Raw genomic sequence first — 22131 nt, forward strand, 5'->3', positions numbered from 1 at the left:
GCCAATCGGGGCTTGCTACTTCAGGCTATTTCCGAAAGCATCCGCTCTCGCCATTAGGGCTAATTCTTTGGAGCCGAAATCATAGCTTTCAGGTTGTCTTCTTGGTACTTGTCCATACCAGAGAAAACGGCAGTATAATAAATATTGTCCTGCTTCCACAAGTAATAAGGCGTCGTAGGTGATACGTAGATTTGGTTCTTGTCTTCATAAGCCGAAATTTCGACGCCATTAATCTCCAGATTCCGAGTGAGCGTGAGCTTGGATGTGTCGAAAAGCGGCTCCTTGCTCTGATAAAGCGAGAAAGTATCCTCTATATTATAGATTGAGGAATCGTACGATGCGCGATAGTTCGTCCATAGAGCGTCGGTCGCTTGTCTGAACGCATACTCCGTATTCTGATCGCCGGCCCTAAGTAATATCGAACCGCTCAGCTTAAGCCCCGGCAATTCCAAAGGAATTTTCACCGTAAAGTCGAGAATGTTTTCCGCCGCAAGCAAATCCTTTTCATCATAAAGAGGAAACGAATTTCCGGCTCCGTCGTAGCGGACATGCTGAACTTTTTGCGGTATAACAAAGGATTTCACCATTTTTGTGAGCTCTTCTTGCGAAATATACTCGCTATAATAATCGATTGCGTACCATATATTGTCATCCTGCCAGTAGAAGCTTGTGCCCGTTTCTGGCCTTTGCTTGTCGCGTCTCTTATCCGTGAATAAAGTGCCTTTGACATCGCCGATCGTCATCGTTTCCTGTCGGTACTGAGGAGTCTCGTTTGCACTTTGGGGATATTGAGCCGCCCCCCGTAATTGATTGTGCTCCAACAAATTGCCATTGCCAATAGAAGCTTTGACTTCTATAATTTGTTTATTTTTTTTGCCAAAGTTAGCTACAAAAGTAATGGATGCTACATCAATAAGATTGGTATCGTTGGCGCTGGTGAAATTTTTAGAGTATAATACATTCTCGAACTGATAACCTTCAGGAAGATAATCCGGTATTTTAAAGTTATATTTCGGAAAATCGAGTGCCCGATCGAGACTATGAAACCATCTGAATGAATCGTTGTACATAGGATATAGATCCAAACTAGGGATTGCTGCTTGAGTAACCATATCGAGCTCGGCACCTTTCTCTGGATCCGACGCATTGGTAAGCAAGATGGCGCTCAAGACAATAACCGAGAGAATAGCAGCGGCGGAGAGCTTGTACGAACCTTTTTTAAACTTGGCAATCATTATCATTCTCCGTTTTGCTTCATTTTTGTTGTCCCCAAAATACGATAGGTTGACCCGAGAAGAGGGGGAATGGGAAAATAAACGCGACAGCATGAGTAAGGTTCTGCCATAGGACAAAGCTTCATGCTCGCCCAGCGCTTCAAGAACACGCGCGTCGCAGGCCACCTCCTGATCGGCTTTCATCTTTCTTACGGAAAGCCACACCAAAGGGTTGTACCAATGCATTCCTACGGAAAGAGCCCACAGGGAGTTGAACCATAAGTCCTTACGTTTGTAGTGGATGAGTTCATGCATCAGGATATGCGTTAGCTGGTTTGAATCGGCGATCGTGCTAATATCCTCGGGCAAATAAATCCGCGGCCTCCATAAACCATAAAGACAAGGGCTACGAAGATGGCTTGTTTCATAGACGTATATTCTTTTTTTTATGATCAGCTTCTGTTTGCACGCCTCAAGAGCCATGAGTACTTCAGCTTCCTCGATTTTTACTGAGTTTCCGACTATTTTCCTGAAAATCAGCGCGCTAAACAGGTAATATCCACCCAAGCATAGAAGCCCTATAAGCCATACCAGCGAGCCTATCGATAGCCAAGTCATTCCATCCGTGCTTTCTGAAATATGGTCTTGAGAAGAACGTGTTGGGACTGAAGATTCTGTTTCGTCTGCTTGGTTCGTGATGAACTTGGGAGGCTGTTTATTTATATCCATATCATTGGAATTAATTTCCGTGTCGGTGCCGATCTTAGTAAAGGGAGTGAGCTGCGTACTCTTCTGAACTGAATTCCATTCCAGCGGGAACGTTTTCGGCAGCACATTAAACAAGCTTAACTGACTCTGTGGAGCAATGGGAACCAGCAGCTTAATTAACACAATAAACCACAATATATGGATAACTCTAGGTTTAAGGTGCTTTTGGAACAGCTTCCTAATCAAGAGTAGTATGAATAGGATTACCGTCGATACCGCTGACGCAGTGAACAGAAGAGAAAAGACTGTTTCCAGATACTTCATAGCTTCTTCTTGTTCTCCAATATTTGTTGAAGCTCCTCAATATCTTTATCCGATAGTGTCTCTTCTTCGAGAAATTTCGCGCACATCATCCCTACTGCTCCTTTATAAACTCTATTCAGAAATGAACGATTCTCGGCCTTTAAGTATTCATCATGCGAAACCAGCGGATAGTAGAGGTAGTTCCGGCCGGACTTTTCGAATCGAATCGCTTTTTTCTTGTGAAGTCTATTCAGGAAGGTTTTAATCGTCTGATCCGACCAATGCATTTGTTGGGTTAATTTGAAAATAATCTCACTGGCGGACAAAGGCTCCTTTTGCCAGAGGAGCTTCATCACTTCGCTTTCGGCCTCGGTAATGTGTGGGGACTCGTGCATCGTATTCACCCTTCTTTATTTTATTTGTTTACAGCTGTAAACGATATTTAAAGTTTACAAGTGTAAACGCAACGTGTCAAGATTAAATCGTGATTTCCGAAGTTTGGTCTGTAAGACAGAAAAATAAGGCAAATACGCTATCGGAGCTTGCATTTAGCGCTTATTTGAAGGACAATGGCTTCATTGTTCTGGAAACGATTGCATTAATGCAAGAGACTGAGCTCTGTACGGTTGACTGTTAAGGCGGGCGATAGCGGAAACGTGGCATAATGAGCCGGAATGGATGTCGCAGCTGCGCAGCAGATTAGAGCAGTCGCTTAAGGAAGCAGAAGCTTCCTTCGGAAAAGAAATTGATTAGAGGGAGCTGGTTTAGCATGAACATTTTAATTACAGGAGCAGGGCGAGGACTTGGCTATGAACTGACGAGCGAGGCGCTGGAGCGCGGACATTCGGTTGTCGCGGGTGTTCGATCGCCAAATGAGAAGCTGTCGGCACTTGCGGAAAAATATGGTGAGCGGCTAGCACTTGTGGAGCTGGATGTCACAAATGAGGAAGGCATTGCAGCGCTCGCTTCACAATTGAAGGAGCAGAATGCGAGCCTTGGAGCGATCATCAATAATGCAGCGATTCTTAATTCTCGAAATACACACATCGAACAGTTGGATTTTAAGGAAGTGGCTCTGACGATGGATATTAATGTATATGGACCTATGCGTGTCGTGAAGCATTTGCTGCCTTTATTAACGGAGAAGGACGCTGCCATTTTTAATATTTCTTCTGAAGCGGGCAGCATTACGCATGCTTATCCAGGCGATTATCCTTATGCGATATCCAAAACAGCGCTCAATATGTTCACGCAGCAGCTACATGTATATTTGCAGAAGCGGGGCATTCAGGTGCTCAGTATTCATCCCGGCTGGATGCGGACGGATATGGGCGGTGGAGAGGCGCCGCTGGATGCGAGCCATAGCGCGCGCGGCATTATTGGGCTATTGGAGCAGCGCCGCACGCCGGACGGCCGCTTTATGTTCGTTGATCATGAAGGGAATTCAATGCCGATTTAGAAAGTCGGAATTGGTTGTTGACAAATAACGGAAATCAGCTATACTAGCATTAATTATTGGTATGCGTAACTGGCGAAAACGTAGAGCACTACGGGGGAGCGCATATATCATAGCAGCCGTTCGCCTGGGCAAAGTATTTGGTCATCTGACCAAATACTTTTCTATTTTAAAATATAAGCGGAGTATAAGTTTCCCCCTTATACTCCGCTTATATTTCACCGCGAAACGTTAGCTTTACCACCAGAGGACGGCGACAGCCGTTTGCGCTTGAGGAGAGGGCAAATTGAAGCAGACGAGAAATGTAGCAGTGTTAGTTTATGAGAGAGTGGATACACTTGATTTTGCTGGTCCATTTGATATATTCGCCATCTCAAGTGGAAAGGACCGAGATTTTAACGTATACACGGTTGGCGAGACGAAGAAAGCTTTGCTTACGCTTAGCGGAATTGCGATCACACCGGCGCATAGCTTCGAGGATTGTCCTGTTCCTGATCTATTAATCGTTCCTGGTGGCATGGGATCGCGTACGGAGATGCATAATGAGAAGCTTACGAATTGGATTCGCCAAATGGCAGAGCATGCTGAGCTTATTTTATCTGTATGCACAGGAGCGCTGCTGCTGGCCAAAGCTAATTTGCTGGATGGATTGCGGATTACAACGAATCGCCGGGCGCTTGATTTGCTTCGTGAGCTTGCGCCTTCCAGTGCTGTGATTGTTGAGAACGTGCGTTACGTGGATAATGGAAAATGCGTTATGTCCGCAGGAGTGACGGCTGGCATGGATGCTGCACTTTATGTCGTGGCAAGGCTGCACGGTCAAGAGCGGGCTGAGCAAACAGCAGCTATTATTGAATATGATTGGCATGCAGAGAAAGGAAAAAACAGCCTCAACTTGGCAGTGTCTGCCTTGAAAGCCGAGCTTGAAATGAAACACGCTACATCTGATGATCTGGAAGCGATGCTTCGTTTATACAAGGAAGCAGCCCGCTGGATATATGAGGCGAAGGGCTTGCGCCAGTGGAGCGAGGATTCTTTTACATTGGCATATTTGGAGGGATTTATTAGGGAGAAAGAAGTATTCGTCGCTTACCTGCAGGGCGAGCTTGCGGGCTGTTTTTCGGTCGAATGGGGGGACGAGCCGATTTGGGGAGAGCAATTTCATACGGATGCCGGTTATGTACATCGGCTGGCTGTAGCGCGCAGCATCAAGGGGCAAGGTATTGGCGGTCAACTGCTTGCTTGGTCGGAAGCTTATATTCGCGGGCGCGGCAAAGCCTGGATGCGACTCGATTGCATGGCAGAAAACCCGTCACTTAACGCCTTTTATGTCAGCCAAGGCTTGACTTTATGCGGCAGATACGATGCAGATGGCTGGAGCGCAAATTTATATGAAAAAAAGCTGTAACCACCTATGATGGAGAACTGCTAGCGCAGCCTCAGGAGGGTGAACGGCTTTGGGTACACAAAAAGGAAGCGCTCGACTTGCCTATGCAAGATTGGTTTAGGCGGCGCTTCCCCTTATTTTTATTCCAGGTGTATTTGAGCATGATTCTTTATGGAACGCAGTCAAAAAGCAGACAGATAATGAGCAATTAAGTTATTATCCGCTGTAAGAAGTTTCTTTATACCAAGCAGGAAGGTTTATGCATTCCCTGATGGCTGTTTTGCCTCGGTTAAGTAATATAGAAAGGCAACCACTGGCAGAGAAATACCGATCAGGGAAGCTAAAGCCCATCCGCCATAAGCATAGGCCCATCCTCCCAAAAAGGACCCCACGGCTCCGCCGATAAAGAAAATGGCCATGAACAGCCCATTAAGACGTCCCCGCATCTCACTGCCTAGCGAATAAATAATGCGCTGGCCCAATACAAGATTTCCAGACACTCCCATATCCAAAACGATAGCGGCAACCAGCAGCAACGCTAGAGCGGCGAAAGAATCCCCACGCACGAGATAGGCAGTCAAAAAGGAAAGGGCAGAAACCGCAATCGCGATGCCGCTCAGCCATTTAGTCAAGCCGCGGTCAGCCAGTCTGCCGGCAATAGGTGCCGCTACAGCGCCTGCTACACCAGCGAGAGCGAATAAAGCGATGCCTTGCTGGGTTAAATGAAAATGTTCAGATAAACGCAGCGGAATGACGGTCCAAAACAAACTAAAGGAGCCAAATAAACAAGCTTGATAAAAGGCGCGGCGACGCAAAATAGGCGTTGCTTTCAATAACGAGCCTAAAGAGCGAATCAATGCTCCATATTGGAGGGATGGTGCTGGTTTCCGCTGTGGAAGCGCACGGGATAGAACAATTGCGAGCATTGTAATCACGATAGCAGATAAAATAAAAACGGCTCTCCAGCCCAAGTATTCCGTCACGAGACTGGCTAAAGGACGAGCAAACATAATGCCTAGCAGCAGGCCGCTCATCACATTGCCCACAACACGTCCGCGCTGCTCCTCTGCTGCCAGGAAAGTGGCGTAGGGGACGAGAATTTGAGCAGCAACTGAGCCTATTCCTATAAATAAAGCTGAGATCAGAAAGGTTGCTGTATGAGAGGCAAATATAGTTCCGATTAGCGCGATAATGACGACAACTAATGAGGTGATGACTAGACGGCGATTTTCAATCAGATCACTGAGCGGGACGATAAATAATAGACCGATAACATAACCGACTTGAGTTAGCGTTACAATTAACCCTGCTGCCCCTAACGGTATTCCGATGGATGCGCTAATCGGCCCGATTAACGTCTGGGCATAATAAAGATTTGCCACGATGAGGCCGCAAGCAGCGGCAAGAAGAAACATAAGCCAGTTCGGAATGGATTTGTCCTTGGAGCGTAAGTTTTTCATAATAACCTGCCTTCTTTCTGTTCAAATGGAGGTGTCAATCCTTTTTTTCTTTATGGCTATATTATATACTATACGTACAGTATTTAAAATGTTTTTTTTCAACGTGCCCAAAATTTTATATAATGTAAAGAAAGTCCACTAAAGGAGCAATGACCATTGAATACAAAAAGAGGGAGACCTCGCAACGTTGAAGCGGAGCGTGCTATTTTAACAGCCTCCTACAACCTGCTGCTTGAAATTGGATTTGGCGGCGTTACCGTTGAGAAAATTGCCGAGCAGGCACAGGTGAGCAAAGCTACGATTTATAAATGGTGGCCCAATAAAGGAGCCGTTGTAATGGCGGGTTTTATGTATGCCATATCGGCAAGGCTGCCGATACCGGATACGGGTACTGTATTTGAAGATATTTTGCAGCATGCGACTAATTTATCCCGATTTTTAACGAGCCGTGAAGGAGCGGTCATTACTGAAATTATCGGAGAGGGGCAATTTGATGCGAAGCTTGCAGCCGCTTTACGGGAGGAGTATGTCCGTCCGCGCCGCTCCGAAGCAGGGCAGCTGCTGATGCGAGGGGTAGAACGTGGAGAACTAAAGCGGGAGCTGGATATTGAATTGTGTATTGATTTGCTTTATGGGCCGATTTTTTATCGCTTGCTAGTTACAGGAGACGGGCTGGAGGACAGCATCATTAAGTCATTAATAACGGGTGCTTTCGAAGGAATTAAACAAGAGAGGGTGGAGTAGACTGCCAGCACATTGGGATGAGAAGCTTGCTGTAATCGCTCAGCCTCATCTAAACTGCTTGCGATATTGGCCCGGCGTCTGGCCGACTCTTTTCTTGAAAAGCGCATTAAACGAATCGATGTGGCTATAGCCGACCATTTCGGCAATTGTACTAATTTTAAGCTGTGTTAAGCGCAAATGCTCACAGCTTTTTTGTATGCGCAGTTGGTTCAAATAGTTTCCAAATGTTTGTCCAGTGTGCTGGAGAAACAGCCGCTGCAAATGCCGGACGCTCCAGCCGGACCTTGAGGCAAGCTTCGCGAGTGTCAATTCTTCATGTACATGCTGCTCCATAAATTGAACGAGCATGTTGAAGTGGGAGACATCCTTTATGATCAACGGGCGATCGTCGCTTCGCAGTCTGTGAAGGGTAATGATCAATTGCAGGAGAAGCGCGTATAGATAAGTGTTCGCTCCCGCTGCCGAGAAGGAAAATTCCTGATGCATGGCAACGAGCAGTTTTTCAATTGAGCCATCGCGATCCTGAATCGAATGATAGGTGACTTGATTATTTTGCAGCTCATCTAAATATTGCTCCAGCAGCGGATCGTTGAACAAGGCGGACATCGCAAGCAGCAGCTGCGGCGCAAATAAGCAATTATATACGATGAGCGGATGCTCGGATCGATCCGATGAAGAAGGCCTGAATACATGGGGAACGCCGATCGGTATGGTGAAAAATAGTCCTTTGCTCACGGCAACAATATCGTCTCCAATGTGATGAAAGCCTTTTCCTTCGGCAACAAAGCTGAATTCTATAAAATCATGGGCATGGAGGGGGACATTGAAATCCTCCGAGCAGCGATTAACAAAAATCAGAAGCTGACTGCAAAAAAAATGCTCGCCTTTAAACCACTGTATAGGTTTCTTCATGACATGCTCCCCTTAAATGAGATGGCAGAATGACCGGGATATATTGGCCTTCTTACAAGGATTGTTTATGGGAATGGACGCTATAATTATACGATAACAGGGTAAGTAATGAACAGCAGCTTTTCCTGATTAGAGGAGGTCGCCTCATGGTACAGATCGTAAAAGTCAGATGTGAATATTTGAAAAATCCGCTAGGCATAGATGTGCTGCATCCTAGAATCAGCTGGCAAATCCAATCAGAGGAAAGAGGCATTCAGCAGCAGGCCTACCAGCTGCAAGTTTCATTGGAGCCAGAATTCGGGCAAGTTTTATGGGATTCTGGCCGGAACGATACCGGTCAATCCGTTCATGTCGTGCTGGATCAAATCGAGCTGAAAGCACGCACGCGTTATTTTTACCGGGTAAAGGTTTGGGCCTGTGGGCAGCAATTGGAAGGCAGCGACTGGTCGGAAACGGCATATTTTGAAACCGGTATCATGGACTACAGCCAGTGGACAGCGGAGTGGATTAGCGCGCCATCTGTTTTGGCTGCGAGGGAAGAGGATGCGGAGCGCTGTCCGCTGCTCAGAACCTTTGTCACCGTTGAAAAAACGGTCAAAAGCGCCCGGATTTACGCTACGGCGCTAGGCATGTATGAGCTGCAATGGAATGGCAATCGCATTGGCGACCACTATTTTACACCGGGGTGGACCAGCTACGGCAAACGGCTGCAATATCAGGTATATGATGTAACGGAGCAGTTGGGCGTTGGCACGCATGCGATTGGCGCACTGCTTGGCAATGGCTGGTACAAAGGGGAGCTTGGATGGACGCAGAAAAAAGAAACCTATGGTTCGCGCGCGGCGCTGCTCTTCCAGCTTCATATTGGCTATGAGGACGGCACGGAGGACGTTGTCGTGTCAGGAAATGATTGGCAAGCGACGGGAAGCGCAATTCTGATGTCCGAAATGTATCATGGAGAGCGTTACGACGCCCGGCTGGAGTTGGAGTGGCATAGTGGGCAAGCGACCGATTCAGACGTCTGGCATTCAGTTGAAATCATTACACATTCTAAATCGATGATAACCCAGCAGGTAAATGAGCCTGTTCGCCCGGCTGAAATACTTAAGCCGATTGCCGTGCTCCAAACGCCAGAGGGCGATACGGTGCTTGATTTTGGCCAAAACATGGTCGGCTGGGTGAAATTTGAGGTTGAAGGCGCCGCCGGGCATGTGGTTGAATTGCAGCATGCCGAGGTGCTGGATCAGGCTGGAAACTTCTATATGGGCAATATTCGCAAGGCCGAGCAGCGCATCCAGTATACGTTGAAAGGGAAAGGGAAGGAGACGTTTGAGCCGCATTTCACCTTTCAAGGCTTCCGTTATGTGTTGCTGACAGGGTTTAAAGCGCCAATTTTGCTTGAAGCTTTCAGTGGCATAGTGCTGCATTCGGATATGGAGCGTACAGGTTTTTTTGAATGCTCGGATGCCAAGGTGAACCAGCTGCATCATAATATCGTCTGGGGACAAAAAGGCAATTTTGTCGATGTGCCGACCGATTGCCCGCAGCGCGACGAGCGGCTTGGCTGGACGGGAGACGCACAGATGTTCATTCGAACAGCTTCGTATGTGATGAATGTTGCCCCATTTTTCACTAAATGGCTGCTAGATCTGAAAGCCGACCAGACGCCAGAAGGGGGCATTCCGTTCTACATCCCTAATCTGAAGCCTGAGTTTTCCGAAGGCTGGGGGGATACGAGCCATTCCTCTGCGGCCTGGGGCGATGCGGCGGTCATCTGTCCATGGACGCTGTATGAAGCGTATGGCGATACTAGGCTGCTGGAGGCCCAATATGACAGCATGAACCAATGGATTCAGTATATTTTTGAGCAGGGCAGCGATCCTTATTTGTGGAATACCGGTTTCCACTTTGGCGATTGGCTCGGGCTTGATTCCAAGGCGGACAGCTATGTCGGGGCAACGGATAGAGATTTTGTTGCAACGGCCTATTACGCTTATTCGGTATCGCTCGTTGCCAAAGCGGCTAAAGCATTAGGGAAGGCAGCGGATCTGGAACGCCTAGCGTTATGGCATGAGAAAATTATTGCCGCATTCCAGCATGAGTTTCTAACCCCATCCGGGCGGTTGTCTGTTCCGACACAAACGGCGCAGGTTCTGGCGCTGCGCTTCGGCCTCGTGTCGGGGACGGCGAAAGAGAAAGCGGAGCATAAGCTTGCGGAGCTGTTAAAGGAACAAAATGACCATCTGACGACAGGCTTTGTTGGTACGCCGTATTTAAATCCTGTACTTAGCGAAGCTGGGCGCAATGATCTAGCTTATCGCTTGCTGCTGCAGGAGGATTATCCATCCTGGCTCTATCAAATTACGAAAGGCGCCACGACGATTTGGGAACATTGGGATGGCATCAAGGAGGACGGCAGCTTCTGGAGCGCCGATATGAACTCCTTCAACCATTATGCCTATGGCGCAATCGGAGAATGGCTGTACAGCTACGTGGCAGGCATTCAGCCAGATGAGGAGCAGCCGGGATTCAAGCATGTGAAAATCAGCCCGCAGCCGGGTCCGGGTTTGACATGGGCCGAAGCGAGGCTTATGACGATGTATGGAATGGTCGTTTCCTCCTGGCGCCTCAATGAGGCAGGTCAAATGGAAATTCAGGTGACCGTGCCGGGCAATGCCTATGCAACGCTCAAGCTTCCAGGAGCGCAATCGGCAGCCCGTGTGCTTGAAAATGGTACTGCGCTTGCCAAAGCGGCTGGCATAACCGCGATTCATGAAGAAGCGGGTAGCGTCACGCTTGCGCTAGGCTCCGGACAATATCATTTCACTTACGACGGCCATTGAAAGGGTGCTATAACGGCCGGCGAGTAGGTGTTGTTACAAAAATCCATGGAGAAACACTTTGATTATATTGATTTTCTCAGTTATAATTATGTATTGATTGTACGATGAAAACTCATATTTTCAGCGTGAAGCACAGCGATGTTTATGCTGACAGCCTATAAATGGATAGGAGTGAACGCCCATATGAACGTCATGGCTCGCTTGAAGGAAGAGACTGCTGTAAATCACAAGCAGATCGAAGACAACCGCTTTGCCAAAGCCATCATGAATCAAACTTTAAACGTAACGGAATACTCCCTTTACCTGCAGAAGTTTTACGGTTTTATTAAGCCTGTTGAACGCCATATTGCTGCTCTATCAGAAGCGCAAAACGTACAGGAGCTTGGTGAATTTATTCAAAACCGCGCCAAATCCCCGCTGTTGGAACGCGATTTGCTTGTACTTGGTTTAAGTGAGGAGCAGGTGCAGCAGCTTCCAGAATGCGAGCAGCTTCCACAGCTTGCTACTGTCGCTGCCGTGCTAGGTTATATGTACGTCATTGAAGGTTCTACAATGGGCGGCCAAATTATTACGAAGCAGGTCCGCAAATTTTTGCCGCTTACAGAGGATGTAAGTGAGGGAACGGCCTATTTTAACGCCTATGGTTCTGAAACTCGGGCAAAATGGGCAGAGTTCAGCCAATTTGTCACGCAGTCTGTATTATCGGAAGAAGAAGCTAATCAAGTCGTTGAGTCAGCGAAGCAAACGTTTTTGACTCTGGAGGTTTGGTTTAATGCCGGAACAACAACGTAATGATGGGCTGATCCCCGGATCAATTGCTCGGAAGCTCCTTGTCAGCGCTAATTGGGCAATCCTGTGTCAGGTGAATTTTGGAACGAGAGCTGAAAGCCTCTAGCACATCTTATTTGAATTATTTAAATGTAACGATTGGAGTCGGCGGGAAACCGTCCGACTTTTTCTGTATTGTGCTTGGAAGTGAAGGGCTTGTCACCGGGAAGAAGAGTAAAAATTAGAATTTGATCTGAGTATCAAGTTCTTTTTTTATGCAGGTCTTTAAATGGTAATTATTGGTCTGTGGAAGGGGAATAGAATTGGATAATGTTAGGAAACGTGTTGGGGAAAGTTCGCAGGTGCTGGAAGGAAAAGCGGTAATTTCCGCATTGGAGCAGTCTCTGGCTATGATTGAGTTTAATTTGCAAGGAGAGGTGTTATGGGCTAATGATCATTTTGCCCAAGCCTTAGGTTATGAGGTCGAAGAATTGTTAGGGAAAAATCACCGAACATTTTGCGAGCCTAATTTTGCAAATAGCTATGCGTATACGCAGTTCTGGAATAATTTGCGTAAAGGCATCGCTTTTCAGGAAAAAATTGTGCGCGTAGCGAAAAATGGCATCAGCATCTTGCTTGAAGCGACGTATATGCCCGTGTGCAATGAAGAGGGTAAGCCATTCGCTGTTCTTAAAGTAGCGACAGACATTTCGGCCCGTGAGAAGGCCGTTGCTCAAATTACGAACGAATTGCAGCTAATGGCAGCGGATTTGCTGGAACGGACTAAAATAGGCATCGATCGCAGTGAGCAAGTTGCCTCTGTTATCGAGCAGATTGTCAGTGATAATGAAATACAAATTGATTTCCTTCAAACGCTGGAGCAGCAAACCCAAGCTGTACGGGGAATCGTTCAGACGATACGCGATTTTGCTTCACAGACTAATTTGCTCGCTTTAAACGCAGCAATTGAAGCGGCGCATGCTGGCGAGCATGGGCGCGGGTTTAATATTGTTGCGATGGAGGTCAAAAAGCTTGCCCTGCATGTTCAGGAGGCGGCGAGCGAAATTCAGCATTCGCTTGAAGGGATTTCTCAGCAAGTAGGAAAGGTTAGTGGAAGCTCAAAAATCTCCAGAGATGCGATTGCCAGCAGCCAGCAGGAAATCAAGAAGGCCGTAGACGATTTTGCCGGATTTGGCGAAGCGGCAGGGCATTTGGAAGAACAGGCAAAAGTGTTAAATCAGATGCTGTAATGCTTATTTCAGATCAAAATATAATCGCTAACCCCCCACTTTTTTACAAAGCGGGGGGTTTCTTTTCCAACTTGAATCAAAGGCTGTTGACAGAGGAAAATAAACGCGGTATTATGTGTTCATACCCTATGGGGTATAAAATTTTACCCTCTAAAATACCCTTATGGGTATTTTGAAGGGCTATGCTTTGATAAAAGAACAGTAATTCCAACATTTTAAGGAGGAAGACACCTCGATGGAGACTACTACAATAAAGGCGATGAATGCTCGAGAGCTAACGAAGAAGATTCTAAATAACGAGGAGCTCTTCATACTTGATGTGCGCAACACAACGGAATTTGTTAGCTGGCAGATTGAGGGCGGGAAAACGGAAATCGTCAATATGCCATATTTTGATTTATTAGATGGAATTGAACCTGCTTTGAACCAAATTCCAGACGACAAAAATGTTCTCGTAGTTTGCTCCAAGGAAGGCTCCTCTATATTTATTGCCGAGCAGCTGATAGAGGCTGGCAGAACTAACATCCACTATCTGGAAGGAGGCATGAAGGCGTGGAGCGAATATTTGGAACCCGTTAAAGTTGGCGATCTGAGGGATGGAGGCGAAATATTTCAGTTTGTCCGCATTGGTAAAGGCTGTCTCTCTTACATGATCGTGTCGAATGGTGAAGCGGCAATGGTCGATACGCTGCGAATGACTGATATCTTCAAGCAGTTTGCTGAAGACAAGGGTGTTCAAATCAAGCATACACTGGACACACATTTGCATGCCGATCATATTTCTGGAGGAAGGCACCTCGCAGAAATGAATCATGCCACGTATTGGTTGCCTCCTAAAGATGCGGAAGAGGTAACCTTTGAATATGAGGCTCTGGAGGAAGGGAAACAAATCATGGTCGGGAATACAAAGATTTTCATTAAACCAGTATACTCTCCAGGGCACACGATTGGGAGTACGTCTCTCATTGTGGACGATCACTATTTGCTAAGCGGGGATATTCTATTTGTCGACTCCATTGGCCGTCCAGACCTTGCAGGCAAAGCGGCGGACTGGGTTGCGGATCTGAGAAAGACATTATATGAAACGTACAAAAACTTATCCCAAGATCTCATTGTTCTGCCTGCTCACTTTGGTAAAGCTACGGAGCTTGGAGAAGGAGGCAAAGTTGCAGCCAGGCTCGGTGATTTGTTTGTATCCAACGCTGGGCTGAACATCAACAACGATGATGAGTTCAGGGTGGCAGTGACAGAGCATCTTCCACCTCAACCAAATGCTTATCAGGAAATTCGTCAAACGAATATGGGGCGAATCACTCCAAACGAAGCAGAGCAGCGCGAAATGGAAATGGGACCGAACCGCTGCGCTGTTCATGATAAATAGAAATAAGAGATTTTTTTTGATTTTTAAATACCCTTACGGGTATTAGTATTGTTATTTATATAAAACAATGCATTATCCCGCCAGCTTTAGGATTTTTGGCATTTACTGCTCAGGAAGTAGCAGCGGTTTAGCCTGCGAGCTTTTTGAGGCACGGGGATATAACGTAGCAAACCTGCTGGGAGGCATGTCCCATTGGGACGGAGAAAAGACGTACGGAAAATAAAAACATAAAGAGGTGTGCGATTATGTCAGCAAGGATTCAAACCAATCGTTTATTAGATTGCGAAGGCTTAGCCTGTCCCATGCCGGTTGTAAAAACCAAGAAAGCGATGGAGGACATGGTACCTGGCGAAGTGCTTGAAATACGAGCAACAGACAAAGGCTCGGTTGCGGACTTGCAGAGTTGGGCGATTAGAATAGGCCATCTATATATTGGGATAAAAGAGGAGGGAGGCGTTTTCCGACACTTTATACGGAAGTCCTCGGAAAGAGAAATGAAACCCGAGGTTAAGCATCCTCATATCATCAGCAATGAGGAGCTTGGCAAAAAAATAGCCACTGGCGATAACATTAAGGTACTGGATGTCCGCGAGCCGGCAGAATACTGTTTCCAACGTATCCCTGGAGCCATATCTATTCCGATGGGTGAGCTGGAAAAGATGCTTAGTCAATTGTCTCCAGATGAAGAGTATGCTGTTGTATGCAGAACAGGGACTAGAAGCGATTTAGCGTGCCAGCTTCTCGTGGAGAAAGGATTTTCCAAAGTGAACAACGTCATTCCTGGCATGTTGATGTGGGATGGCCCCGTAGAATGCGACGAATAATGAAAAATCAATTTAAAAACTAAATTAAACTTACTGGAGGAAAAATCAAATGGCGGATATTGTAATTGATGCGAAAGGGCTAGCTTGCCCTATGCCGATCGTGAAAGCAAAGAAGGGAATCGACTCCATTCAAAGTGGTCAAACGATGGAGCTGCATACAACGGACAAAGGCTCCATGAAAGATTTCCAAGCATGGGTGAAGCAAACCAACCATGAGCTTGTAGAAACTAAAGAAGCAAACGGTGTATTTATGTTTCTAGTCAAGAAGGGTAACAAGTAGTTGCAAAATAGAAAGGGTGGCTTGCATGGCTGAAAATGAGAAAACAACAATTGTATTGTTTAGCGGTGAACTTGATAAAGCAATCGCAGCATTTATTATTGCGAATGGAGCGGCAGCTTACGATCATGAAGTGACGATATTCTTTACATTTTGGGGATTGAACACGCTTCGGAAGGATCAGCCGATTGCGGTTAAGAAAAGCATACTTGAGAAAATGTTTGGGAAAATGATGCCTCGTGGTGCGGATAAGCTGGGACTTTCGAAAATGAATTTTGGCGGAATAGGGCCCCAAATGATCAAGCATGTGATGAAAAAACACAATGTACTGACCCTCCCGCAATTAATCGAGCTCGCTCAAGAGCAAGGGGTTAAGCTGGTTGCATGTACGATGACAATGGATTTGCTAGGCTTGCAAAAGGAAGAATTAATGGACGAGATCGACTACGCTGGTGTTGCAGCTTATTTGGGGGACGCAGCGGATGCAAAAGTGAACTTGTTCATTTGATGCTTCGCTTCCCCATTATGGTTATAATATACCTATATACTTATAGGGGGCTACTACATGAAATACGATGATGATATGAAAAGACGCCTTAACCGAGCAGAGGGGCAAGTGCGCGGAGTGCTCAAGATGATGGAAGAAGGAAAAAACTGCAAAGATGTCGTTAGTCAGCTGTCTGCTGTGCGCAGTGCGATCGATAAAACGCTCGCTCTTGTAGTGGCGGTTAATTTGGAGCAATGCATCATGGAAGAGCAGGAAGCAGGTAGAGATAGCAGCAAACTAGTGAAGGAAGCCGTAGAGCTTTTAATTAAGAGCAGGTAGGTGAACAATAGTGATTGCCATATATATATTGATTGCCCTATTTTTGCTATGGATGCTGTATCAATCATTCACATCGGTCAAAGGCTTGCGAAATTTAACACCGCAACAGTTTAAAAGCGAATATAAAGGGAATAAGTTGATAGACGTTCGTGAAAGTCATGAATTTAAAGAGGGACATATTGCAGGCGCCATTAATATTCCGCTAAGTCAGCTCTCAAAGCGTTTGGGTGAGATCCCACTAGATCGGCAAGTGTACTTATACTGCCGAAGCGGAATGCGGAGCAAGCAAGCTGCCAAGCTGTTGAGCCGGAGAGGCTACAGCCGGCTCGCACATCTTAGAGGTGGCATCATGTCATGGAACGGTCCCACCCAATAGCAAGCATGCTTGTGTGAAACGAGAGTTTAATTGGTTACATGGATAGGATTCATGGTACGGCAAATGATTTGTTGCGTTAGCCAATGAGTGGTTCTCATTGGTTTTTACTTTATGGGCGTTCTTAGAAACGCTCAAGAGCAAGCGGCAGCGATGATAAAGGACTAGGACTAGTGCACAAGCTCAATAAACCGGCTTGCTGTGCTCGACAGCGGAAGATTCCTCATTGTCATAATGCCCACATGGGATGGTGGCAGCTGCACGTCTAATTGGATTTCAAAGAGTGAGCCATCCTCCAGTTCCTTCGATACAAATTCCCTCGTTACATACGAAATGCCGAGCCCTCTCCGGGCAAATTCGATCAGCAGATCGACGCTTCCGACCTCAATTTCAGGCTTCAGTATATAACCGTAGCTTTGAAAAAGCTCCGTAATGGCCATTCGTACCCGGCTATTGCGGGAAAACAGAATGACGGGATGCTGTAGCAATTGATCCAGTGTCAAAACTTTATTTTTCAGCTCCGCATAACGCTCGCCTGCAACAAAACAATCCTTCAATTGAATGCTTTCGCGCACTTCAAGCTGGGGATCGACAATCGGCATGCGAACGACGCCGAGGTCAATTTTGCCTTCCTTCAGGAAAGAAATAACCTCCGGCGTCGTGCCATGATTGAGATGCAATCTGATTTCGGGATACATATAATGAAAGTTTTCTAAATACGGCAGCAAATAATGCTTGAACAGCGAATCGCTGCCGCCAATCCGCAGTTCTCCGCTCTCCAAATTTTTCAGCGCAGCCATTTTCTCCTCCGCCAGTGTGATCAATATTTGCGACTGCTCGATGTAGGAATACAAAATCGTACCTTCCTGTGTCAGCGCAACCCCTTTGGAATTTCGATAAAACAGAGTAATGCCGAAGCTGTTCTCCAGCTGCTTAATGGCGTGGCTGACGCTCGGTTGAGTGAGGTACAGAGCATTAGCAGCTTTGGTCAAGCTTCCTGTTTTAGCGGCCCAATAAAAAACCTTGTACAATTCGTAATTATTGATCATAGATGGGATCTATACCTCCTCTTAAATATATTAATTACTTGTATGGCTCTTAAACGTATTATAGTGTAACTAAGAAAAAGAAACCATAGCTAACGAATTGGAAGGAGAACGGAAGATGGAGCCAACCACTTTTGTGTTGTTTGGAGCGACAGGGGATTTAGCAAAAAGAAAAATCTACCCCGCTTTGTATAATTTGTTCATCGAGCAGAAACTGCCGCAAGCATTCTCCTTGATTGGCCTTGGACGAAGAGAGCTGACGCATGAAATCTTTCAGGCGAATGTCGAGCAATCTCTCCGTGATTTTTCCAGACGGGAAATAAAGGACGAGGCGAGCGTGAAAGCTTTTTTACAAGCATTCCGTTACCAAGTTCTAAACATAGACCATAAGGAAGATTATCTGCAGCTGCTTCAAATGATTGAAAGGCGGGAACAAGCTTTAAATCTTGCCCCGAATCGCTTGTTTTATTTATCGGTTGGGCCGGAGTTTTTCGAAACAATCGCTTCCAACATTCAGGGAAGCGGGCTTGGCTCGGCGCAGGGATGGAAACGTCTCGTCATTGAGAAGCCTTTCGGCCATGATTTGCAATCTGCCCGTGATCTGAATGAAAGCCTTAGCCGGTCATTCGAGGAGAAGGAAGTTTTCCGGATCGATCATTACCTCGGCAAGCCGATGGTACAAAGACTCGAAGCTTTGCAGCAGACGAATCCGGTGATTCAGGCGCTGTGGAATAATCATTACATTGCCAACGTGCAAATTACAGCGAATGAAACGGTCGGCGTAGAGGAAAGAGCTGGTTATTATGATCATGTCGGTGCACTTAGAGACATGTTCCAGAACCATTTGCTGCAATTGCTTATGATGACAGCTATTCAGCTGCCGCAGAAGAGCGATGCTGAAAAGGTTCGATTCAAGAAGAAACAGGTGATGGAAGCTCTTGAGCCGCTGCAAAAGCAAGACGTTGGCCTGAGCATCATTCGCGGACAATACAGCGCCGGCAGCATTCAAGGCAAGCCGGTTGTCGGTTATAAGTCGGAGCCGGGAATTGCTGAAACGTCGATGAACGACACATTTATTGCAGCTAAATTGCAAATTGACGATTACTTTTGGCGGGGCGTTCCTTTCTATATTCGTACCGGCAAAAGAATGAAAGAAAAATCGACGCGAATCGTCATTGAATTTAAAGAGCCGCTCAAACAAGCGCCTTCCGAAAACGAAGAGGGTGTGGCGCCTAATCTGCTCGTCATTGAAATGAGCCCTAATGAAAGCATTACGCTTCAGCTCAATTCAAAGGATTCGCAGCAAAATGGCGAGTTCAAGCCGATTCAAATCGATTTTCACCCGAACAAGGAAGAGCTTCCTGAAGCTTATGAAAATTTGATTCACGATGCGTTAAACGGCAATCCTACGTTTTTTGCGCATTGGGATGAAGTTGAAATGTCATGGGCTTGGGTTCAGCCGATTTTGGAAGCATTTGAAGAAAATCAGGTTCCGCTTCATCATTATGCTGCTGGCACATACGGGCCTTCGGAATCCGATGCCTTGCTAGCGCAGGACGGCTACCACTGGTGGTTCGATTCCAAGCTGGAACAACAAACTAAAGCACAGAAGGGACAACAATATGCCTATCACACAAACCATTGATCAGTTAGCGATTGACACGATTCGTACTTTATCCATTGATGCAATTAACAGCGCCAATTCCGGTCATCCGGGTCTTCCTATGGGGGCAGCTCCAATGGCGTACACGTTATGGTCCAAATTTTTGAGCCACAATCCGGGTCATGCCAAATGGTTCAACCGCGATCGTTTCGTGCTTTCGGCGGGTCACGGCTCGGCGCTGCTTTACAGCCTGCTGCACTTATCCGGCTATGAAGTGTCGCTTGATGATTTGAAGCAATTCCGCAAGCTGAACAGCAAGACGCCAGGCCATCCTGAGTTTGGACATACAGATGGTGTAGATGCGACTACTGGCCCTCTAGGCCAAGGGATTGCGATGGCAGTCGGAATGGCGATGGCAGAAGCTCATCTAGCTGCGAAATTCAATCAAGACGGTTTCCCAATCATTGACCATTATACGTATTCGCTTGTGGGCGACGGCTGCTTGATGGAAGGGATTTCCTACGAGGCAATGTCCATGGCTGGTCACATGAAGCTGGACAAATTGATCGTATTGTATGATTCGAATGATATTTCCCTCGACGGAGAATTAAATCTTTCTTTTGGGGAGAATATTCAAAAAAGAGCGGAATCCGCGAATTGGCAATATCTCCGTGTAGAAGACGGCAATGATATTTCTGCCATCGCTGAGGCGATTGCGGCTGCCAAGAACAACGATTCGCAGCCAACACTTATTGAAATCCGGACGATTATCGGTTACGGCAGCAAAGTAGCGGGCACGAATAAAGCGCATGGCAATCCGCTTGGCAAAGAAGAAGCCGTTGCAACGAAAGCCGCTTATGGCTGGCAGTATGAAGAAGAGTTCACTGTTCCGGCTGAAGTCAAAGCTCATTACGAGCAGTTGAAGCTTGAGGGTGCGGCTAAAGAAGCGGAATGGAATAAGCAGCTTGCTTCCTACACAGCGCAATATCCGGCACAGGGCAAGGAGTTGGCTCAAGTCATAGAAGGAACGGTCACGATTGATGCAGCTGACATTTTAACCTTTGATACTTCCAAATCGATTTCAACTCGCGTAGCGAGCGGTGAAGCGATCAATCATTATGTGAAAACTGTTCCTTCGATCTTCGGAGGCAGTGCAGATTTATCGCATTCCACGATGACGGACATTAAAGGCGAAGAAACATTCGCGGTTAAATCGTATGCAGGACGCAACATTTATTTCGGCGTTCGCGAGCATGCTATGGGCGCGGCAGGCAATGGCATGGCGCTGCATGGCGGCGTAAAACCATTCGTCAGCACCTTCTTCGTATTCAGCGATTATTTGCGCCCGTCGATTCGACTAGCTGCCTTGCAGAAGCTGCCAGTTACGTATGTATTCACGCATGATTCCATTGCTGTCGGAGAAGATGGCCCTACGCATGAGCCGGTCGAGCATTTGGCGGCGCTTCGTACGATTCCAGGGCTTACGGTCATTCGCCCAACGGATGCCAATGAAACAGCAAGTGCATGGGCTTATGCTTTGCAGCAAAATGACGGTCCGGTTGCCCTCGTGCTGAGCAGACAAAATCTGCCGATCTATGAAGCAACGAAAGCTAACGTTGCAGAGGTAGCTAAAGGCGCTTATGTCCTGACAGAAACAAGCGAGAAGCCAGACGTTATTTTGATCGCTACAGGTTCAGAGGTATCGCTTGCCGTTAGTGCTAAAGCCGAGCTGGAGAAGGATAACCTATCCGTTCGCGTCGTGGCTATGCCGAGCAGAGAACTGTTTGAGCGTCAGCCAGCAGCTTACAAGCAAAGCGTTCTCCCTGATTCCGTGTCGAATCGCATCGCCATTGAAGCGGGCATTTCGCTTGGCTGGGAGCGTTATGCCGGGCCAAGCGGCAAAGTGTTGTCCATTGATACGTTTGGCGCATCAGGCCCAGGCAACCAGGTAATGGATTACTTTGGCTTCTCAACTGAGAATGTTGTGAGCCTGGCAAAAGAATTAGTGAAATAATTGAAATGCTTGGCAATCGAATTTAAAATGAAAGTGCAAATCAAAATGAACCCAAAAAACGGAGGTAATTGATTATGAAATTTTTTATCGATACGGCTAATGTGGAAGATATCAAGAAGGCTTACAAAATCGGCGTATTATCCGGTGTGACTACTAACCCATCTTTGGTTGCTAAAGAAGGCGTGAAATTTGAAGATCGTATTGCTGAGATTTTGCAAATCGTGCCTGAGGTTGAATCCGTTTCTGCGGAAGTAACGCCTAATGCCATTACAGCTGAAGAAATGATCGCTGAAGCGGACGAGCTGATCAAGATCAACAACAACGATAAAAATATTACAATCAAGCTTCCGATGAACCTTGCTGGACTGGAAACTTGTCGTTACCTGACGAAAAAAGGCGTGAAAACGAACGTAACGCTTATTTTCACAGTCAACCAAGCGCTTCTGGCTGCTCGTGCTGGCGCAACTTATGTTTCTCCGTTCCTCGGCCGTCTGGACGATATTTCGGAGGATGGCGTTCTGCTAGTGTCGAAAATTGCTGAATTGTTCCGCACACACCAACTGGATGCGCAAATTATTGCGGCTTCGGTTCGTCACCCGGATCACGTTACTCGCGTAGCGATGGCTGGCGCGCATATTGCAACTGTACCATTCGCGGTTATCGAGCAAATCTCGAAGCATCCGCTTACTGATCAAGGCATGGAGAAATTTGCAGCTGATTGGAAAAAAACTTCCCTGTAAGA

Annotated in this window: 20 protein-coding genes, 1 pseudogene and 1 riboswitch; of the genes and pseudogenes, 16 read left to right on the forward strand and 5 right to left on the reverse strand. The window is 46.7% G+C overall.

Annotated features, from left to right (window positions below; all coding sequences use genetic code 11):
• Positions 1-59 precede the first annotated feature (59 nt).
• Both MHB80_RS13870 and MHB80_RS13875 read right to left on the reverse strand, forming a co-directional pair.
• Complete coding sequence (locus tag MHB80_RS13870; protein WP_341282670.1) at positions 60-2246, reverse strand: M56 family metallopeptidase; 2187 nt, start codon at positions 2244-2246, stop codon at positions 60-62.
• The gene (locus MHB80_RS13875; protein WP_341282671.1) at positions 2243-2620 is read right to left on the reverse strand and encodes a BlaI/MecI/CopY family transcriptional regulator; all 378 of its coding nucleotides are present in this window, start codon (positions 2618-2620) and stop codon (positions 2243-2245) included. Before MHB80_RS13875 ends, MHB80_RS13870 begins: the two co-directional genes overlap by 4 nt.
• Before the next feature lie 374 nt (positions 2621-2994).
• Between MHB80_RS13875 and MHB80_RS13880 the strand changes: the two genes are divergently transcribed.
• From MHB80_RS13880 to MHB80_RS13890, 3 genes and pseudogenes are all read left to right on the forward strand, one after another.
• Positions 2995-3684 (forward strand): SDR family oxidoreductase, encoded by a 690-nt coding sequence (locus MHB80_RS13880; protein ID WP_341282672.1) that lies wholly within the window; start codon positions 2995-2997, stop codon positions 3682-3684.
• Positions 3685-3739: 55 nt separating this feature from the next.
• Positions 3740-3821, forward strand: a riboswitch (ZMP/ZTP riboswitch).
• Between the two features lie 146 nt (positions 3822-3967).
• Positions 3968-5089, forward strand: a complete 1122-nt coding sequence (locus tag MHB80_RS13885; RefSeq protein ID WP_341282673.1) for a GNAT family N-acetyltransferase — start codon at positions 3968-3970, stop codon at positions 5087-5089.
• Between the two features lie 8 nt (positions 5090-5097).
• Positions 5098-5297, forward strand: a pseudogene (locus MHB80_RS13890) (DNA mismatch repair protein MutT); the annotation flags it as partial.
• 28 nt (positions 5298-5325) lie between these two features.
• Here MHB80_RS13890 and MHB80_RS13895 read toward each other — a convergent pair.
• Positions 5326-6528, reverse strand: coding sequence for an MFS transporter (locus MHB80_RS13895; protein WP_341282674.1), 1203 nt, complete (start codon positions 6526-6528; stop codon positions 5326-5328).
• Between the two features lie 156 nt (positions 6529-6684).
• Here MHB80_RS13895 and MHB80_RS13900 point away from each other — a divergent pair, with 156 nt between their 5' ends.
• Positions 6685-7272: a TetR/AcrR family transcriptional regulator gene (locus tag MHB80_RS13900; RefSeq protein ID WP_341282675.1), complete on the forward strand. Its 588-nt coding sequence runs from the start codon at positions 6685-6687 to the stop codon at positions 7270-7272.
• A 45-nt stretch (positions 7273-7317) separates the two neighbouring features.
• Here MHB80_RS13900 and MHB80_RS13905 read toward each other — a convergent pair whose 3' ends face one another.
• Positions 7318-8184, reverse strand: a complete 867-nt coding sequence (locus MHB80_RS13905; RefSeq protein ID WP_341282676.1) for an AraC family transcriptional regulator — start codon at positions 8182-8184, stop codon at positions 7318-7320.
• Positions 8185-8330: 146 nt separating this feature from the next.
• Between MHB80_RS13905 and MHB80_RS13910 the strand changes: the two genes are divergently transcribed.
• The 9 genes from MHB80_RS13910 (at position 8331) to MHB80_RS13950 (ending at position 16729) form a co-directional block, all read left to right on the forward strand.
• Positions 8331-11027, forward strand: coding sequence for a family 78 glycoside hydrolase catalytic domain (locus MHB80_RS13910; RefSeq protein WP_341282677.1), 2697 nt, complete (start codon positions 8331-8333; stop codon positions 11025-11027).
• Positions 11028-11210: 183 nt separating this feature from the next.
• Entirely contained in the window at positions 11211-11819 is a 609-nt protein-coding gene (locus MHB80_RS13915; protein WP_341282678.1) for a biliverdin-producing heme oxygenase, read from the forward strand.
• 299 nt (positions 11820-12118) lie between these two features.
• A complete protein-coding gene (locus MHB80_RS13920; protein ID WP_341282679.1) occupies positions 12119-13045 on the forward strand; it encodes a methyl-accepting chemotaxis protein in 927 nt (308 codons plus the stop codon).
• 235 nt (positions 13046-13280) lie between these two features.
• Positions 13281-14426: an MBL fold metallo-hydrolase gene (locus MHB80_RS13925; RefSeq protein WP_341282680.1), complete on the forward strand. Its 1146-nt coding sequence runs from the start codon at positions 13281-13283 to the stop codon at positions 14424-14426.
• 245 nt (positions 14427-14671) lie between these two features.
• Complete coding sequence (locus tag MHB80_RS13930) at positions 14672-15250, forward strand: sulfurtransferase TusA family protein (RefSeq protein ID WP_341282681.1); 579 nt, start codon at positions 14672-14674, stop codon at positions 15248-15250.
• Between the two features lie 49 nt (positions 15251-15299).
• Positions 15300-15530 (forward strand): sulfurtransferase TusA family protein, encoded by a 231-nt coding sequence (locus MHB80_RS13935; RefSeq protein WP_341282682.1) that lies wholly within the window; start codon positions 15300-15302, stop codon positions 15528-15530.
• A 25-nt stretch (positions 15531-15555) separates the two neighbouring features.
• Complete coding sequence (locus MHB80_RS13940; protein ID WP_341282683.1) at positions 15556-16035, forward strand: DsrE/DsrF/DrsH-like family protein; 480 nt, start codon at positions 15556-15558, stop codon at positions 16033-16035.
• A gap of 57 nt (positions 16036-16092) precedes the next feature.
• Entirely contained in the window at positions 16093-16353 is a 261-nt protein-coding gene (locus MHB80_RS13945; protein ID WP_338556365.1) for a metal-sensitive transcriptional regulator, read from the forward strand.
• Between the two features lie 52 nt (positions 16354-16405).
• Positions 16406-16729, forward strand: a complete 324-nt coding sequence (locus MHB80_RS13950) for a rhodanese-like domain-containing protein (protein WP_341282965.1) — start codon at positions 16406-16408, stop codon at positions 16727-16729.
• Positions 16730-16896: 167 nt separating this feature from the next.
• Here the strand turns inward: MHB80_RS13950 and MHB80_RS13955 are convergent, their stop codons facing one another.
• Entirely contained in the window at positions 16897-17775 is an 879-nt protein-coding gene (locus MHB80_RS13955) for a LysR family transcriptional regulator (protein WP_341282684.1), read from the reverse strand.
• Between the two features lie 115 nt (positions 17776-17890).
• Between MHB80_RS13955 and zwf the strand changes: the two genes are divergently transcribed.
• The 3 genes from zwf to fsa all read left to right on the forward strand — a co-directional run bounded on the left by zwf (position 17891) and on the right by fsa (position 22129).
• Complete coding sequence (zwf, locus tag MHB80_RS13960) at positions 17891-19417, forward strand: glucose-6-phosphate dehydrogenase (protein WP_341282685.1); 1527 nt, start codon at positions 17891-17893, stop codon at positions 19415-19417.
• Positions 19401-21389, forward strand: coding sequence for a transketolase (gene tkt / locus MHB80_RS13965; RefSeq protein ID WP_341282966.1), 1989 nt, complete (start codon positions 19401-19403; stop codon positions 21387-21389). The genes zwf and tkt overlap by 17 nt, the downstream gene beginning before the upstream one ends.
• Positions 21390-21463: 74 nt before the next feature.
• Positions 21464-22129, forward strand: coding sequence for a fructose-6-phosphate aldolase (fsa, locus tag MHB80_RS13970; RefSeq protein WP_046230868.1), 666 nt, complete (start codon positions 21464-21466; stop codon positions 22127-22129).
• Positions 22130-22131: the final 2 nt, after the last annotated feature.

Origin of the sequence: Paenibacillus sp. FSL H8-0537 (assembly GCF_038051995.1) — a bacterium.
In the GTDB taxonomy this organism is placed as follows: domain Bacteria; phylum Bacillota; class Bacilli; order Paenibacillales; family Paenibacillaceae; genus Pristimantibacillus.